At 53.7% G+C, this 14,342-nt stretch carries 14 protein-coding genes and 1 other annotated feature; of the genes, 1 reads left to right on the forward strand and 13 read right to left on the reverse strand.

From position 1 onward, the window contains the following. Window positions 1-85: 85 nt before the first annotated feature. Entirely contained in the window at window positions 86-655 is a 570-nt protein-coding gene (locus AC0YNX_RS13050) for a ComEA family DNA-binding protein (RefSeq protein WP_475816086.1), read from the reverse strand. 190 nt (window positions 656-845) lie between these two features. Here AC0YNX_RS13050 and comER point away from each other — a divergent pair, with 190 nt between their 5' ends. Beyond that, window positions 846-1,685, forward strand: coding sequence for a late competence protein ComER (gene comER / locus AC0YNX_RS13055; RefSeq protein WP_475816087.1), 840 nt, complete (start codon window positions 846-848; stop codon window positions 1,683-1,685). 62 nt (window positions 1,686-1,747) lie between these two features. On the opposite strand, the gene leuS is transcribed toward comER, so the two are convergent. From leuS to AC0YNX_RS13115, 12 genes are all read right to left on the reverse strand, one after another. Then, complete coding sequence (gene leuS / locus AC0YNX_RS13060) at window positions 1,748-4,189, reverse strand: leucine--tRNA ligase (protein WP_475816088.1); 2,442 nt, start codon at window positions 4,187-4,189, stop codon at window positions 1,748-1,750. A 75-nt stretch (window positions 4,190-4,264) separates the two neighbouring features. Further along, window positions 4,265-4,498 (reverse strand) — a binding site (T-box leader). Window positions 4,499-4,577: 79 nt separating this feature from the next. Continuing rightward, entirely contained in the window at window positions 4,578-5,345 is a 768-nt protein-coding gene (locus tag AC0YNX_RS13065) for a class I SAM-dependent DNA methyltransferase (RefSeq protein WP_475816089.1), read from the reverse strand. A 1-nt stretch (window position 5,346) separates the two neighbouring features. Then, entirely contained in the window at window positions 5,347-6,258 is a 912-nt protein-coding gene (locus AC0YNX_RS13070; protein ID WP_475816090.1) for a CvfB family protein, read from the reverse strand. Beyond that, entirely contained in the window at window positions 6,255-6,602 is a 348-nt protein-coding gene (gene rsfS, locus AC0YNX_RS13075; RefSeq protein ID WP_475816091.1) for a ribosome silencing factor, read from the reverse strand. The genes AC0YNX_RS13070 and rsfS overlap by 4 nt, the downstream gene beginning before the upstream one ends. Then, complete coding sequence (gene yqeK, locus AC0YNX_RS13080; protein WP_475816092.1) at window positions 6,599-7,174, reverse strand: bis(5'-nucleosyl)-tetraphosphatase (symmetrical) YqeK; 576 nt, start codon at window positions 7,172-7,174, stop codon at window positions 6,599-6,601. The genes rsfS and yqeK overlap by 4 nt, the downstream gene beginning before the upstream one ends. After that, complete coding sequence (nadD, locus tag AC0YNX_RS13085; protein ID WP_475816247.1) at window positions 7,164-7,751, reverse strand: nicotinate-nucleotide adenylyltransferase; 588 nt, start codon at window positions 7,749-7,751, stop codon at window positions 7,164-7,166. The genes yqeK and nadD overlap by 11 nt, the downstream gene beginning before the upstream one ends. Before the next feature lie 100 nt (window positions 7,752-7,851). Then, window positions 7,852-8,142: a ribosome assembly RNA-binding protein YhbY gene (yhbY, locus tag AC0YNX_RS13090; protein ID WP_475816093.1), complete on the reverse strand. Its 291-nt coding sequence runs from the start codon at window positions 8,140-8,142 to the stop codon at window positions 7,852-7,854. Between the two features lie 24 nt (window positions 8,143-8,166). Then, on the reverse strand, window positions 8,167-9,027 hold the full coding sequence (gene aroE, locus AC0YNX_RS13095; protein WP_475816094.1) for a shikimate dehydrogenase: 861 nt from the start codon (window positions 9,025-9,027) through the stop codon (window positions 8,167-8,169). Between the two features lie 51 nt (window positions 9,028-9,078). Further along, window positions 9,079-10,200 carry a ribosome biogenesis GTPase YqeH gene (gene yqeH / locus AC0YNX_RS13100; RefSeq protein WP_475816095.1) on the reverse strand — a complete coding sequence of 374 codons (1,122 nt, stop codon included), beginning with the start codon at window positions 10,198-10,200 and terminating at the stop codon, window positions 9,079-9,081. Further along, window positions 10,197-10,727: a YqeG family HAD IIIA-type phosphatase gene (locus tag AC0YNX_RS13105; RefSeq protein ID WP_475816096.1), complete on the reverse strand. Its 531-nt coding sequence runs from the start codon at window positions 10,725-10,727 to the stop codon at window positions 10,197-10,199. Before AC0YNX_RS13105 ends, yqeH begins: the two co-directional genes overlap by 4 nt. Before the next feature lie 117 nt (window positions 10,728-10,844). Next, entirely contained in the window at window positions 10,845-13,088 is a 2,244-nt protein-coding gene (locus AC0YNX_RS13110; protein WP_475816097.1) for a DUF4129 domain-containing transglutaminase family protein, read from the reverse strand. Further along, entirely contained in the window at window positions 13,085-14,338 is a 1,254-nt protein-coding gene (locus tag AC0YNX_RS13115) for a DUF58 domain-containing protein (protein WP_475816098.1), read from the reverse strand. Before AC0YNX_RS13115 ends, AC0YNX_RS13110 begins: the two co-directional genes overlap by 4 nt. Window positions 14,339-14,342: the final 4 nt, after the last annotated feature.

Here is a 14,342-nt window from a genome sequence, read left to right on the forward strand (position 1 = left end):
TACTCGTCTGCCTCCCTAGTTAGCACATGTACGGGCTCGTAAACGTATGATCATTAGTAAGCTTATTCTGTCTATTGTCGCATAATCAGGGCTGCAGAACAATGAAAGACTTCAGCTTCTCAAGCAGCTTTGGTCCAATCCCCTTGACTCGGAGCAAGTCGTCGGCACGTTGATACAATCCGTTTTGCTCCCGATCGGCTACGATGGCCTTTGCCTTCGAAGCTCCGATTCCAGGAAGCGTGTCCAACTGCTCGGCGGTAGCATGATTAATATCGACCTTGCCATCCGCAACTGGCGGCTGCGCAGTCGCACTATCCTTCGTCCCTACACCCGACGCATTTCCTGTTCCCGCGCCTGTTCCCGCGCCTGTTCCCGCTACTTTCCCTGCACCTGTATCCGCATTTTCACCGGACTTCACCTCATGCGACTCCTTCTTCTTCTCTGCCGCAACTTCAGTCTCATCAGAAGTTTTCTGCTTCTGCTCCTGCTTCTGCTGACCCAGCGTGCGTTCAACCTGTTCGTTCACCGCCACCCAGCCAGGCTGCGCACTGCTCTTTGGTTGATACAATGCGGTGCATACCAGCACGACAGCGGCAACGAGCAGCCCAATGATAAGCAGCTTCTGTGGATTCATCATGTTGCTTCTCGGTTTCATTCCCACCATATAAGCCTCCTTCAACTGACAAAATCTTTTTTATGCTCCAATCGGTCATGTTGGCCTTGCCGCCTTGCATACCGTAGTAAGAGCGATAGATTGAAATACTTTGTTTTGCCCCCGCGAACAAACTGTGCTGAAAGCTGCGCTTCGTTTCTTGAAACGATTGGCGCCTTGAGGAGGGATTGCGATGAATGTCGGGTTTATCGGGATTGGGAGCATGGGCAGCTTGCTCATCGATACGTTTATCGGATCGGGAGCACTGAAACCATCGCAAATTACCGCCAGCAACCGCACTTATTCAAAAGCAATCGCACTAGCTGACCGCCATCCCGGCCTGCAGGCTGTCCCTTCTAATCGCGATGCGGTCATCGATCAAGATGTTGTCTTTCTATGTATCAAGCCGATGGAGTTCAAAGCGGTTCTGGACCAAATCCGTGATGTCGTACTACCGCACCAACTTGTGATCTCCATTACCAGTCCTGTACTGCTGGAACAGCTCGAAGATGCGCTTAATTGCAAAATCGCCAAAGTCATCCCGAGCATCACCAATAACATGTGCAGCGGCGTCACCTTGTGCATGTACGGCAACCGAATGACCGATGCCGACATCACCCGTCTGAATGGTCTACTCTCTTATATCAGCGAACCTCTCCCAATTGAAGAACAGCATCAGCGCGTCGTATCCGATCTCTCGAGCTGCGGCCCAGCTATTATGGCCTTCCTGCTGCAGCGGTTTATCGATGCAGCCGTCGAGGAGACCGGCCTCCCTCGCGATCAAGCGCGAGTCATCGCCTCCGAGATGCTGCTTGGCACTGGCCAGCTGCTCACTGCCGGCGGCATGACGCCAGAGGAGCTGCAGAGCCGCGTCTGCGTGCCGGGCGGCATTACGGCACAAGCGATTGCCTTGCTGAACAACGAGCTTGATTGTGTGTTCAACCGGCTTATCCGCGTCACTCATGCCAAGTACGAAGAGGATCTGGAGCGCGTATCCGTCTCTTTATACGGCAAAGAGGTGAACGGCCCTTAGCGCATGCTTTGCGCCAAGAGGTCGTTCACCTCTTTTTTTCATGTCAACCAATCATCAGCGGTTTAGCCGACAACGATGTTAACCAGCTTGCCTTTAACAACGATCAGCTTGCGGACGGTTTTGCCGGCAATCGCTTCAGCGACCTTCTCCGACTCCTTCGCAATCCGCTCCATCTCTGCTTCGTCTGTATCCGCAGCGATCGAGATACGATCGATGATTTTGCCGTTCACTTGCACGACGATTTCAACCTCTTGGTCAACCGTGAACTTCTCTTCATAAGTTGGCCAAGCTGCATAAGAGAGCGAATCGGTAGACCCAAGCTTCGACCACAGCTCTTCCGCGATGTGCGGAGCAAGCGGCGACAGCATCTGAACGAAGCTTTCCATCGCTTCACGCGGCAGCGATTCCGCTTTGTACGCGTCGTTGACGAAGATCATCAATTGGCTGATCGCCGTGTTGAAGCGCAGATTCTCGTAATCGTCCGTCACTTTCTTCACTGTGCGGTGCCAAGTCCGTTTGAACGCCTCGGACCCTGCGTCCTGACCGATTTTCTCGACCAGCTCGCCATTCTCTCCAATGAATAAACGCCATACGCGGCTAAGGAAGCGGTACATGCCCTCTACGCCGTTCGTATTCCAAGGCTTCGTCGCCTCCAAAGGACCCATGAACATTTCGTACATACGCAGCGTATCTGCGCCGTACACGTTCACGATATCATCCGGGTTAATAACGTTGCCGCGGGATTTACTCATCTTCTCATTGTTCGTGCCGAGGATCATGCCTTGGTTCACGAGCTTGTGGAACGGCTCCTTCGTATCGACTACGCCGATATCGTAGAGCACTTTGTGCCAGAAACGAGCATACAAGAGGTGAAGCACCGCATGCTCGGCGCCGCCGATGTACAGATCAACCGGCAACCATTCCTTCTGTTTCTCTTTGGAGCACAGTTCTTTATCGTTATTCGGATCAATGAAGCGCAGGTAGTACCAGCAGCTGCCTGCCCATTGCGGCATTGTATTCGTCTCGCGGCGAGCTTTCATGCCCGTCTCGGGATCAACTGTCTCAACCCACTCCGTTACGTTCGCAAGCGGTGACTCTCCTGTGCCGGAAGGCTTGATTTGATCAACGTCCGGCAGCAAGAGCGGCAATTGATCGTCAGGAACCGGCTTCATTGTGCCGTCTTCCAAGTGGAGAATCGGAATCGGCTCGCCCCAGTAACGCTGGCGGCTGAACAGCCAATCGCGCAGACGGTAGGTGACTTTGCCTTGGCCTTTGCCTTCTGCTTCGAGCCATTCGATGGCACGCGCAATCGCTTCTTCGTTGCTAAGACCGTTCAAGAAGCCGGAGTTCACGTGTGCGCCGTCGCCAGCATACGCCGCTTCGCTCACGTCGCCGCCGGAAACGACTTCGACGATTGGCAAGTTGAACTGCTTCGCGAATTCCCAGTCGCGTTCGTCATGGCCTGGAACCGCCATAATCGCGCCTGTTCCGTAGCCTGCAAGCACGTAATCCGCAATCCAGATCGGCACAAGCGCGCCGTTAACCGGATTAACCGCGTAAGCGCCTGTGAATACGCCGCTCTTATCTTTGTTCAGGTCAGTACGCTCCAGATCGCTCTTGCGAGCAGCTGTCTCTTGATAGTCCTTCACTGCAGCGCGCTGCGCTTCAGTCGTAATGGCATCAACCAGCTCATGCTCAGGAGCAAGTACGCAGTACGAAGCGCCGAACAGCGTATCCGGGCGCGTTGTGAACACAACGAGCGAAGCATCGTGACCGTCAATAGCGAAAGTCACTTCTGCACCCTTCGACTTGCCAATCCAGTTGCGCTGCATGTCCTTGATGCTCTCTGTCCAGTCCAGCTCTTCCAAATCTTCAAGCAAGCGCTCTGCATATTCCGTAATGCGAAGCACCCATTGGCGCATCGGTTTGCGGATTACCGGATGGTTGCCGCGCTCGCTGAGGCCGTTAATAACCTCTTCGTTCGCAAGCACCGTTCCAAGCGCCGGGCACCAGTTAACCGGCACTTCAGCTACATAAGCAAGACCTTTATTGAACAGTTGGATGAAGATCCACTGTGTCCATTTGTAGTAATCCGGATCCGTTGTGCTGAACTCGCGGTCCCAGTCGTACGAGAAGCCGAGCGACTTGATCTGACGGCGGAAGTTGTTAATGTTCTTTACCGTGATCTCGCGCGGATGCTCGCCTGTATCCAGAGCGTGCTGCTCTGCCGGCAAACCGAATGCGTCCCAGCCCATCGGATGAAGGACGTTGTAGCCGCGCATTCTTTTGTAACGCGATACGATATCTGTTGCCGTGTAGCCTTCCGGATGGCCTACGTGCAAGCCTGCCCCGGATGGATACGGGAACATGTCGAGTGCGTAAAACTTCGGCTTCCCTGCATCCTCTGTCGTCTTGAATGTCTTGGATTCATCCCAATAACGCTGCCATTTCGGCTCAATAACGAGCGGGTTATAGCCCTGCTGCTCTTGGCGCTCCTGTGTCATAAATATGCCTCCCAATTGTCTATGCAAACTTGTTCTTGCCGAGAAAATAAAAAAACTCCCGCCCCTAGCGTCATCGCTAGGGACGAGAGGATTATGCTCCCGTGGTACCACCCTAGTTAGCAAGCGGTATGCTTTACCGCTGCTCACTCTATGCCTTTAACGCAGGCGAGACGGCACGCTTGAAAGTCAACCTGACTGTTCACGTGCGGCTCCAAGGCGAGTTCACTTCACGCTGGTCCGGCTTGCACCTACCGCCGGCTCTCTGATCCAGACGCTGCTGAAGCTACTGCTCCTCTTCAACACCTTATTAAACAAAAAATAGATAGTTCGATTATAAATAAGCAGCTTATGCCATGTCAAGGAAAAGCGCCTAGAACTGACAGTATTATCACTTGACAGCTGCAAAAAACAATCGTTCCGCTTCACCGGTTGCCGGCTCTAGCTTGAAATCAGCAAACAGCTCGACTTTAGCAAAGCCTGCACCATGCAGCACTTCCTGCAGCCACGCTGCATCGTAAGCTCTCTGCACATGCGTTTCTTCGATTCGAGTGAAGCTTGCGCCTCTCGAATCAGCACGTGCGAAGATCGTCAATTGATGCTCGATTTCGACACGCTCTTCATCAAGCTCGCATGTCCATATGTATGCCACATCCGGCTCATCGAGGACGAAAGGTTGCTCGCTTGCATAACGCTCCAGCGTTGCTGGCGAATGTACATCGAACAGAAATACGCCGCCGGGCTTCAGCGCCCGATAAGTCGCTTCTATCGCGGCCACGACATCCTCTTCTTCGGTTAAGTAGTTTACGCAATCACAGAAGGAGATGACCGAATCGACTTGTTCGCCAAGCTCCCATTCCGTCATGTCCTGCTGCAGCCACGTAACCGTCCCTCGCGCCGGTCCACCGCTGCGAACCGCATCATCCCATTTGCTTTGTCCGATGGTCAGCATGTCCGAGGACAAGTCGATCCCATAGACTTGATATCCTTGCCGAGCAAGCGGGATTGCGATGCTGCCTGTCCCGCAGCCGAGATCAACGACTGTTCGCGGTGTCCCGTACCGCTGCCAGCAAGCATCCGCAAACTTCAGCCACTCCGGATACGGCATATCCGCCATCAGCCGATCATAGACGGTGGCAAACTGCCGATAGGCTTCCATGCTAACCCTCCTGCTTCTCAGCAGCAGCAGCAGCCTGCTCGATTAGCTTCGTCCAGTTGCCTTCCTGCGTTACAATACCCTCACGCATCAGCTTGCCAAGCGCGCGCTTGAAGGCGCCTTTGCTAATGCCGAATTTCTGCTTGATGATATCCGCTGTAGTGGCATCGGAGTACGGCATTGCGCCATTCGGACGCTCTTTCAGGAACGCTAGAATCCGGTCGGAATCTTCTAGGCGACCTACTTCCTTGCGCTGCTGCATCGACAGATTGACGCGACCGTCCTCGCGAACGAACGTTACTCTAGCTTTCACCCGCTCACCGAGACGAAGCAGTCTTGTCCGATCGTCCGCCGGTATTAAGCCATAAGCTCCGAAACCAAGCACCCCGCCGTCAATCATGACGAAGGAACCGATCTTCAGCGTCTTCGTTACCCAGCCTTCCACCCACGTGTTATGCCACGAAGATGGCGCGTGAAAAGCAAGCTCAGCCAACTCTTCTTCGAAAGCCACCTTCGCAACGAGGCGGCCAATCTTGTCGTGCGCGAGGATAACATGCACCTCATCACCGACTTTTGGACGCAATTCCTTCAGCTCGGGTTGTTCAGACAATGGCAGCAGCAACTGCCGGCCAAGTCCCATCTCAAGGAATGAACCGATCTTCGGATGAATATCCGCCACTTTAAGACGAGCCACTTCTCCTAATTGGATAAGCGGCTTCTTCATCGTCGCAGCGATACGGTCCTCGGAATCGAAGAATAGAAATACATCATAGAATTGCCCGATCTGCGGGCGGTGGCCGACAAGCTCGGTGTAGTGCATGAGCACTTCGTTCTCGCCATCGGTCATAAAGTAACCGTAAGGAGATACCTCACGAGCTAGCTTCAAATTCTGTGTTGTGCCTGCTACGAGATTCATGCTAATTCCACAACCTTCGCATCGGACCAAAGACGTTCGATGTTGTAATATTCACGCTCATCGCGATGGAATACGTGAACAACCACGTCGCCGATGTCTACAAGCACCCATCTGCAAGTATCAGCGCCTTCGATGCCGCGCACCCGAGCGCCTCTCGCTTCCGCCTGCTTGCGAATTTCAGTCGTGATCGCTTGCACCTGTGTATCCGAATTACCGTGACAGATGACAAAATAGTCCGCGACCAGTGAAATGTTCATCAAGTCCAGCGCCACCACGTTATGCGCTTTCTTATCTTCCGCCGCTGCTACGACGGCTTTCAGAAGCTCCTCTGAAGTTACTGTCATTGCTCAGCCTCCCTTAATTGAAGTATTAAATCATTCCGTGCCGCAACGGTGAGCGGATAGATCCGCTTTCCCTGCAGAAGCAAGTAAGAAATCGTAGAATCGAAACCAGCAATAAGTGCTTTTTCCACACTATGCTCGGCTATTTCTCTTATTTTATGCACACCTGGAAAATCGCGGCCAGGCTCCATATAATCGGCGAGACAGACGATTTTGTCCATCAGCGTCATTCGCTCACGACCGGAGGTGTGGTATCTGATTGCGTCCAGCACTTCATTGTCCGCGATGCCGTAATCACGTGCAGCGACGAAAGCACCTACCGGCGCATGCCACAACTCTTTGTCGTATTCGAGCAAATCGCTTGGCAGCCCTTCCTCCCGGATAATCGTCTCCATCCGCGAGGTCGGCCAGTATTTGGCGACATCGTGCAGAATCGCAGCCAGCTCCGCTCGAACCGGATCGCAGCCGAACCGCTCCGCGAGCAGAATCGATGTCTCCATCACGCCGAGCGTATGCGTCCATCTGCGCTCAGGCATCTCTGCCTTCACCGAAGCCATCAGTTCATTACGATTCATAGAGTTCATTCCTTCGAATAAACGAATAGACTTTCTCCGGCACGAGGAAGCGAATGGAACGGCCCTCTGCAATGCGTTCCTTGATAACCGTCGAAGACAGCTCGTAAAGCGGCATCTTCACAACGGTCAATCTGTCCTTGAGGTAATCCGGAAGCTCATCCACTTCCATGTTCTCGCCGCCGCGAGTTACGCCGATGAAGCGTACCAGCTGGGCCAGCTCCTGAATGTTATGCCACTTCGGCAGATCGTTCACGCGGTCAGATCCGATAATAAGACTGAATTCCCGTCCCGGATATTGAGCGCTCAGCTCTTTGATCGTATCGATCGTGTAGCTGGTGCCTTCCCGCTCCAGCTCCGTATCCATCGCACGGAAATGCGGCTGGAAATCAATCGCCCGATACACCATCTCAAGTCTCGTAGGTCCATCAGCAAGAGGTCCGTTTTCCTTAAGCGGCGGGTGGCCGGCTGGAACAAACCAAACTTCGTCTAGACCGCATGCTTCGCGCGCCGATTCGGCAGCGAGCAAATGGCCATAATGGATCGGGTCGAACGTGCCGCCCATAAAACCGACTTTAATCAACGTACATTCTCCTCTCGCTGTTAAAACCTTTTGTATTTAAAAGATAGAGCTGCTGCGCGCCTTTTTTTACAGAGCAATAAACATACAAAACCAGCCCTTACGGCAGTTCAATCGTTTTATGATCTTTACTTTCTTTGTACAGCACAATTGTCTTCCCGATCACTTGAACAAGCTCGGAGCCGGATTCGGATGCAACCCATTCGCCCACTTCTTTCGGATCTTCAATGCTGTTGTTGAGCACAGAGATCTTAATCAGCTCACGCGTTTCGATCGCTTCTTCGATGTGACGGATCAGATTCTCGTTCTTGCCTTCCTTGCCCACTTGAAAAATCGGGTTCAAATGGTGCGCCAGCGAGCGCAGATGACTCTTTTGTTTACCTGTTAGCATGTTAATTTTCCTTCTCTCGTCAAATTAGGACTGCTGCAGCGCTTCAAGCACCGTCTCCCGCATCGCATCTACCGGCGCAGGCTGTCCCGTCCAATATTCAAAGGCATAAGCGCCTTGATAAATAAACATTCCTAGACCGCCGTGGATCCGACAGCCTCGCTCACGCGCTTCAGCAAGGAAACGTGTCGTAAGCGGATTATAGATCAGGTCGCTCGCTACTGAATTCGGCTTCAGCCACGAGCTGTCAATCGGCGTTTCCTCCACGTTCGGGAACATGCCGAGCGACGTCGTATTAATAATAATATCACTATGCCCGCAAGCCGCTTGCAGTTCATCCTGGCCGATGGCCCGGATAACCGGAACAAGTCCGCGGAATGCCTCCGCCAGCTCTTCAGCGCGGGCAACGGTTCGATTCGAGATCGTAACGGACGCCACGCCTTCACGAGCGAGCGCATAAAGGATGCCTCTTGTCGCTCCGCCAGCGCCGATGATGAGCACATGAGAGCCTGCAAGATCAGACTTCGCTTCTTCTTTAAGCGACCGGACATAGCCGATGCCGTCTGTATTGTAGCCTTTCAAGTGACCGTCGGTATTGACGATCGTGTTAACCGCGCCAATCACTTGCGCGCTTTCGTCGATTTCATCGAGCAGCGGCATAATGTCAAGCTTATGCGGGATCGTGACGTTCACGCCGCGAATGCCCATTGCCCTAACCCCAGCGACGAAGTCGCCAAGCCGATCAGCTGTTATATGAAAAGCGGTATAGATCCCGTTGATCCCGCATTCCCGGAACGCCCGGTTCATCATAATCGGCGATTTCGAATGTCGAATCGGATCGCCGATGACGCTATATAGCACCGTATGACTGTCTACCTTGTTGCCCATCCTTTACGTTCACTCTCCCTTAAACATATGGATGTTCCCTGACTAAACCGATTAAATCAGCGCATCGCGCATAAGGACCCGAACGCCCTTCGGCACGTGAATGTCAACGAGTGCGCCGCTTGCGCCGTTCACGTGAATCCAGCCGAGGCCAGAGATGAACAAGTCAGTCTCCGAGTTGCGGCGTACCGTCAGGCGGTGCCGCGTCCAAGCTGGCATTTCTTCCAGCTGTTCCTTCGATGGAGGAGCCAGCAGCTCGCCCTTATGGTTGGCGAACAGCTCGTCGGCACGCTCGAGCTTCGTCCGGTGCACCTGCAGCGCATTCGAAACATAGAGAGTGAACGATTGACGATCTCCTTCGATAAAATCAAACCGCGCAAGAGCGCCGACAAACAGCGTCTGACCACTGTTCAACTGGTACACGAGCGATTTGACCGGTTTATCCGGCAGCAATGAGCCGAGTACGTCGCGAGGTACAATCTCGGTCATCCGATGCGAGTAAACGATCCCCGGCGTATCAATGATATCTTTGCCGTCATCGAGCGGAATGTGTACCGCATCGAGCGTCGTTCCTGGGTAACGCGACGTCGTGAGCTCGCGCTCCAAGTCGCTGTAGTCATGAATAAGGCGATTGATGAGCGTCGACTTGCCGACATTCGTGGCGCCGACGACATAGACATCGCGGTTGCCGCGGTGCTCGCCGATTGCTTCGATGACACGCTCGAAGCCGATATTACGCTTCGCCGAGCAGAGTACAATATCAACGACGCGGAGGCCTTGTGCCTTCGTCTGCTTCTGCACCCAGTTCAGCAGCCGGTTCGGGTTAATGCCCTTCGGCAGCAAGTCAATCTTGTTCACGACAAGCAGCACCGGATTGTTGCCGACGAAGCGCTGCAAGCCGGAGATCAGGCTGCCTTCAAAGTCGAACAAGTCGACAATATGGACGACTAAGCTATTCGTCGAGGCAATGCCCCCGAGCAGCTTCAGGAAGTCGTCCTGATCAATGGCGACCGAAGCCGCTTCATTATAGTTTTTAATACGGAAGCAACGCTGGCAAATCGCCGGCTCCTTCGCAAGCGCCGCTTGCGGAATGTAACCGGGCTTGTCCACTGTCTCGGTCTGCAGCTTGACGCCGCACCCTGCGCACGAGGTCCCATTTTCTAGCTGATTGGTCATGATTTTCTTTGTTCCTCCTCGGGCCAGAGCCCTTTTTTGCGGAGACTTCTTAGGGCAATCTTCTCCATCATACGGTTAAACTTCGTCATAATGCCTTCTTCATTCGGCGCAATCGGCGCTACAAGGATGGTGTATAGCCCCATCCGGTTGCCCCCAAGCACGTCGGTCATCATCTGATCGCCGGTAACGGCTGTCTGCTCAGCCGGCAGCCCAAGCACTTCAAGCGCACGGTGAAAAGCGCGGTTCGCAGGCTTACGCGCCGCATGAACGTATTTAATGTTGAGCGGGTCAGCAAACTTGGATACACGCGTCCGGTTATTATTCGAGACAATGACAACCTTGAAGCCGAGAACGCGCACATCATCGAGCCACTTCACAAGCTCCGGCGTGGCAAGCGGTACTCTCGCTCCTACAAGCGTATTGTCCAGATCGGTAATAATGCCGCGAATCCCTTGCTCTTTCAACTTCTGCAAATCGATATCATAAATGGTATTGACGCGCATTTGCGGCAACAGCCGTTCAAACATAGTTTCGACTCCCCTGCTATCGCTATCACGCAAACTATACCATAATTAGTGATTTTGTTGCAAAGAAAGCCGGCATAGATGCAAGGCACATCTACGCCGGCTCCCTTACGCCAAACCTCATCCTAAATGTTCACGGATTTTTTTCATCGTAACCGTCACGCGCTCAAGCTCCTCTTGAGTCACCTGACTGCTGCTGTACATGGCCTTCTCGAAAGCGTGCTGGACTTCGTGGAAATACGGCTGCAAGGTCGATAGCCGTCCGGACCATCGTCCCATCGTTTCGCGTACTGTGTCGTTCTCGTTGTAATCCAGCCCTTTCTTCCGGCAGAACCGGATCAGACGGTTCGTCTCCCGTACAACTCGTTCATTAACCGTACCGGATCTTCTTTTAAACCATTGTCTGATCTTCGATACGACGCGGAACCTGAGAATAATAAAGAGTAGAATAAGTGCGACTGACGCGGATGCCGTCGTCCATATGATCCATGGCTGCAGCTCATAGTCTGAAGGCGCTTCGGTTTGAGTAATGGATTCCGGCTCAACGTCTGGCGCAACTACAGGCTCTGGCGCGGTTCGATCCTTCGGCAGCGCATAAGGGTATGCAAACCCGGACGTCGCTTCGAACGGCAACCAGCCATATCCGTTAAAATAAATCTCGACCCATGAATGCGCATCCGCATTGCGTACTGTATACGTGCCCGCACCGGTTGGATTCGTATCGACGACTCCGCCCATGCTTTGCTGGCGCATCATATCAGCATCATTAGGGAGCGTGCCAGGCGAGTATCCCTTCACCCAGCGGGAAGGAATTCCGATCTCACGCGCCATCACAGCAAGCGCGGTGGAGAAATAATCGCAATAGCCTTCGCGAACCTCGAACAAGAAGGAATCGACGAAATCTTTGCTCACCCGCTTCGTAACATCCGGGGTATTCGTATAATTGTACGTCTTCTGCAAGTAGGCGACTAGCAGCTGCATCTTGTCATATGGCGTTGCGCCAGTCTTCGTAATTGCTTGAGCAAGCGACTTGACGCGTTCCGGAATCGTAGGAGGCAGCTCCAGATACATCGGGTCGATGTCTGTGCTCTTCTGAACAGCCGCTCCGCTATGAAGCTTCTCTTCATCAAGAACCGGCACCTTCGACTTGATCGTATACTTCTTCGGGTAATTGGCCGAACCAAGCTTCATCAAACGAAGCTCCCACGCTTGCGATAACCAGCTTAAGCTCGGCAAGCTGGTCTTCCCATCTACGGAGACGACGGAGGAGATTGGCGCTGCACCGAACAGCACCGGATACTTGGTCTTGCTAATCATTTGCACCGTCTGCTCGACGAGCTCGGTTTCGGTCGTTGATTCCGTATACAGCGTCTTAAATGAGGTGCCGCTGGCAACGGGACCACTGCCCTTCTCCAGCTTCTCCGGCACAGCCTCAATCCAGCCGTTACCGTTATAAAACGCTCTCGTCTCCCCGCGCCAATAACTCTTCTGCGAAGTCGTTACCGTCATTACGGGCGAATAATCGAACTCGAATCCGCCGCCTAGCGATGCGTCGCTTCGGCTGTAACCGGATTGGCTATTATCGCTGTCCTTCGATGCGGGTATCGTGATCGCTTTGTCGCCGATGAAGGAAGGCACCGTCTCGTTACGAGCTTCTTTCCACGCCGTATAGGGATCGGTCAGAATCGGGTTGATCGCCGGAACGAACAATCCAGCGCCCATGACGAGCATAATGATAATCGACATCGGCAGGAAGAGACTCAGCGGATATTCGAGCAGCTGTGACCAATTCTCGGGATGCCGCTTCTGAAAGCTGGCAAAATGGCTCGCAACGAGCCAGCCGAGGCCAATGAACACGATCCAAGCGATCTCTTCCCACAGATGAATAGGCGTGAATAAGGAATCCGCCGCTGCAAGCGATAGAATCGCAACGAGAATAACAAACATAATAAGGAGCCTTTTGTGCCGCAGGAGCACTATGCCATGGAAGACAGCCCATACGCCAAGGCTAATCCAGATAAAGGGCTGGATCTGATCGAGCTGCAAGCCAAGCCAGTCCACCCAGTCCAGCAGCTTCCTCTTCTCGCCGGCGAAAGGGATCCATTCATAGCCAGAGTAAACGGCGTTAATGAGCACAAGGATGATAAATTGGATCGAACCTGACCAAATCTTCGATGAGATCAGCAGATTGGCGGCGACTGCGGTAAACAGCACAGCGTTCACAATCGTGAACGTCTCTTCCCACCAATAATCGCCCAAGCATCGAATCCATTCATAAATCAGCAAGGCGGATAGCACAGCCGACAGCTTGCGATACACATCAGCAGACAACCATTTGAACGCTGCACGACTTACTGCTGTCATCCTTTACCACCCTCCAATACGTCCGGCAATTCCTGCAGCGTACTGATCGTGTGAACTGCAATGCCGCTCCGGCGCAGCAGCCGCAGCCACTCGCCGGTGCGAATATCGCTGACATTGTTCCGCTCTGTGCCGCCGTTCTTCAAGTGCACGAGCACCGGCACGACTCCGGTCCGGTTCAGCCATTCCATCGCGCGAACCGTCTCCTCGCCCGTCTGCGGGCTGACAACAACGACGAACGAGCCCGCCTGCGTAATGGCGCCAGATTGGCGCAGCGCCCGGAAGAGCGGTTGATCGCCGTCTGCCTGCACGCGTACGAGATGCTTCATCATCAGCTCCCGCTGATCGGGCGATGCCGTCGGCGCGAAGCCATCGGTCCGCGAGCCGATCGAGACGAGACCGACAGCCGTTCCCCGGCGGAAGCCGAATTCCAGCATCGAGGCTGCTGTAGAAACAGCGAGCTCGAACTGATCCTGCTTCTCATATGCGCCGACGTACCGGTCAAGCACGACTACGGTTCGAGGCAGCGATTCCCGCTCGAACTCCTTAGACTTCCATTGCCCCGTCTTGGCAGTCGCATTCCAGTGGATACGCGACAGCCTGTCGCCGTAGATATATTCGCGGACGCCGTTGATTTGCGTCGTTTCTTTCGCTGCAAGCCGAGAAGCGGAAGTCGAGTACGGACCTTTGGCGCCGCGCTTCAGCTGTTTCCATTGCCGAATGGCAACCGTACGCGGATAGACGCTGAACGGCACGGACGACTCGAAGCTGCCCTTGTGTTCGAATAAGCCGAAGATGTCACGTGTCGAGCATTCCGTTGCTTCGAACCGGTACACGCCGCGTTCCAGCGGCGGCGTAGTGTAACTAACGGAGCCGGCTCTGCGGTAACTCGGCACGAAGGACGCTTCGAACGGTACAGTCTTACCGCCCAGCGCGGTGAGACGATCGTGAACGAGCACGTAAGGAATCGGCCAAACGCCCGGAATTTGGACGGATATTTGAACTTCGAGGCGCGAACCGGCTGACAGGGATTGCTCGGCAATCGTAGATGTCCCGCTGCTGAGCTTGCGGACTCCGGTTACCCCGCCGATGCCGCTCCATCTGCCGAACACCAAATAAATGAGCAGCACATTGAAGATACAGAACAGCATGAATGACGTTTTCCCGCCTTGAAAGAGCAGGAACAAGAGTGAGGAAATATAGACAAGGCCGATTAGCCGCCATCTTAGCAACGTCGCTTTAGCCGTAAGCATAGCA

The organism is Paenibacillus sp. J31R98 (assembly GCF_056269245.1).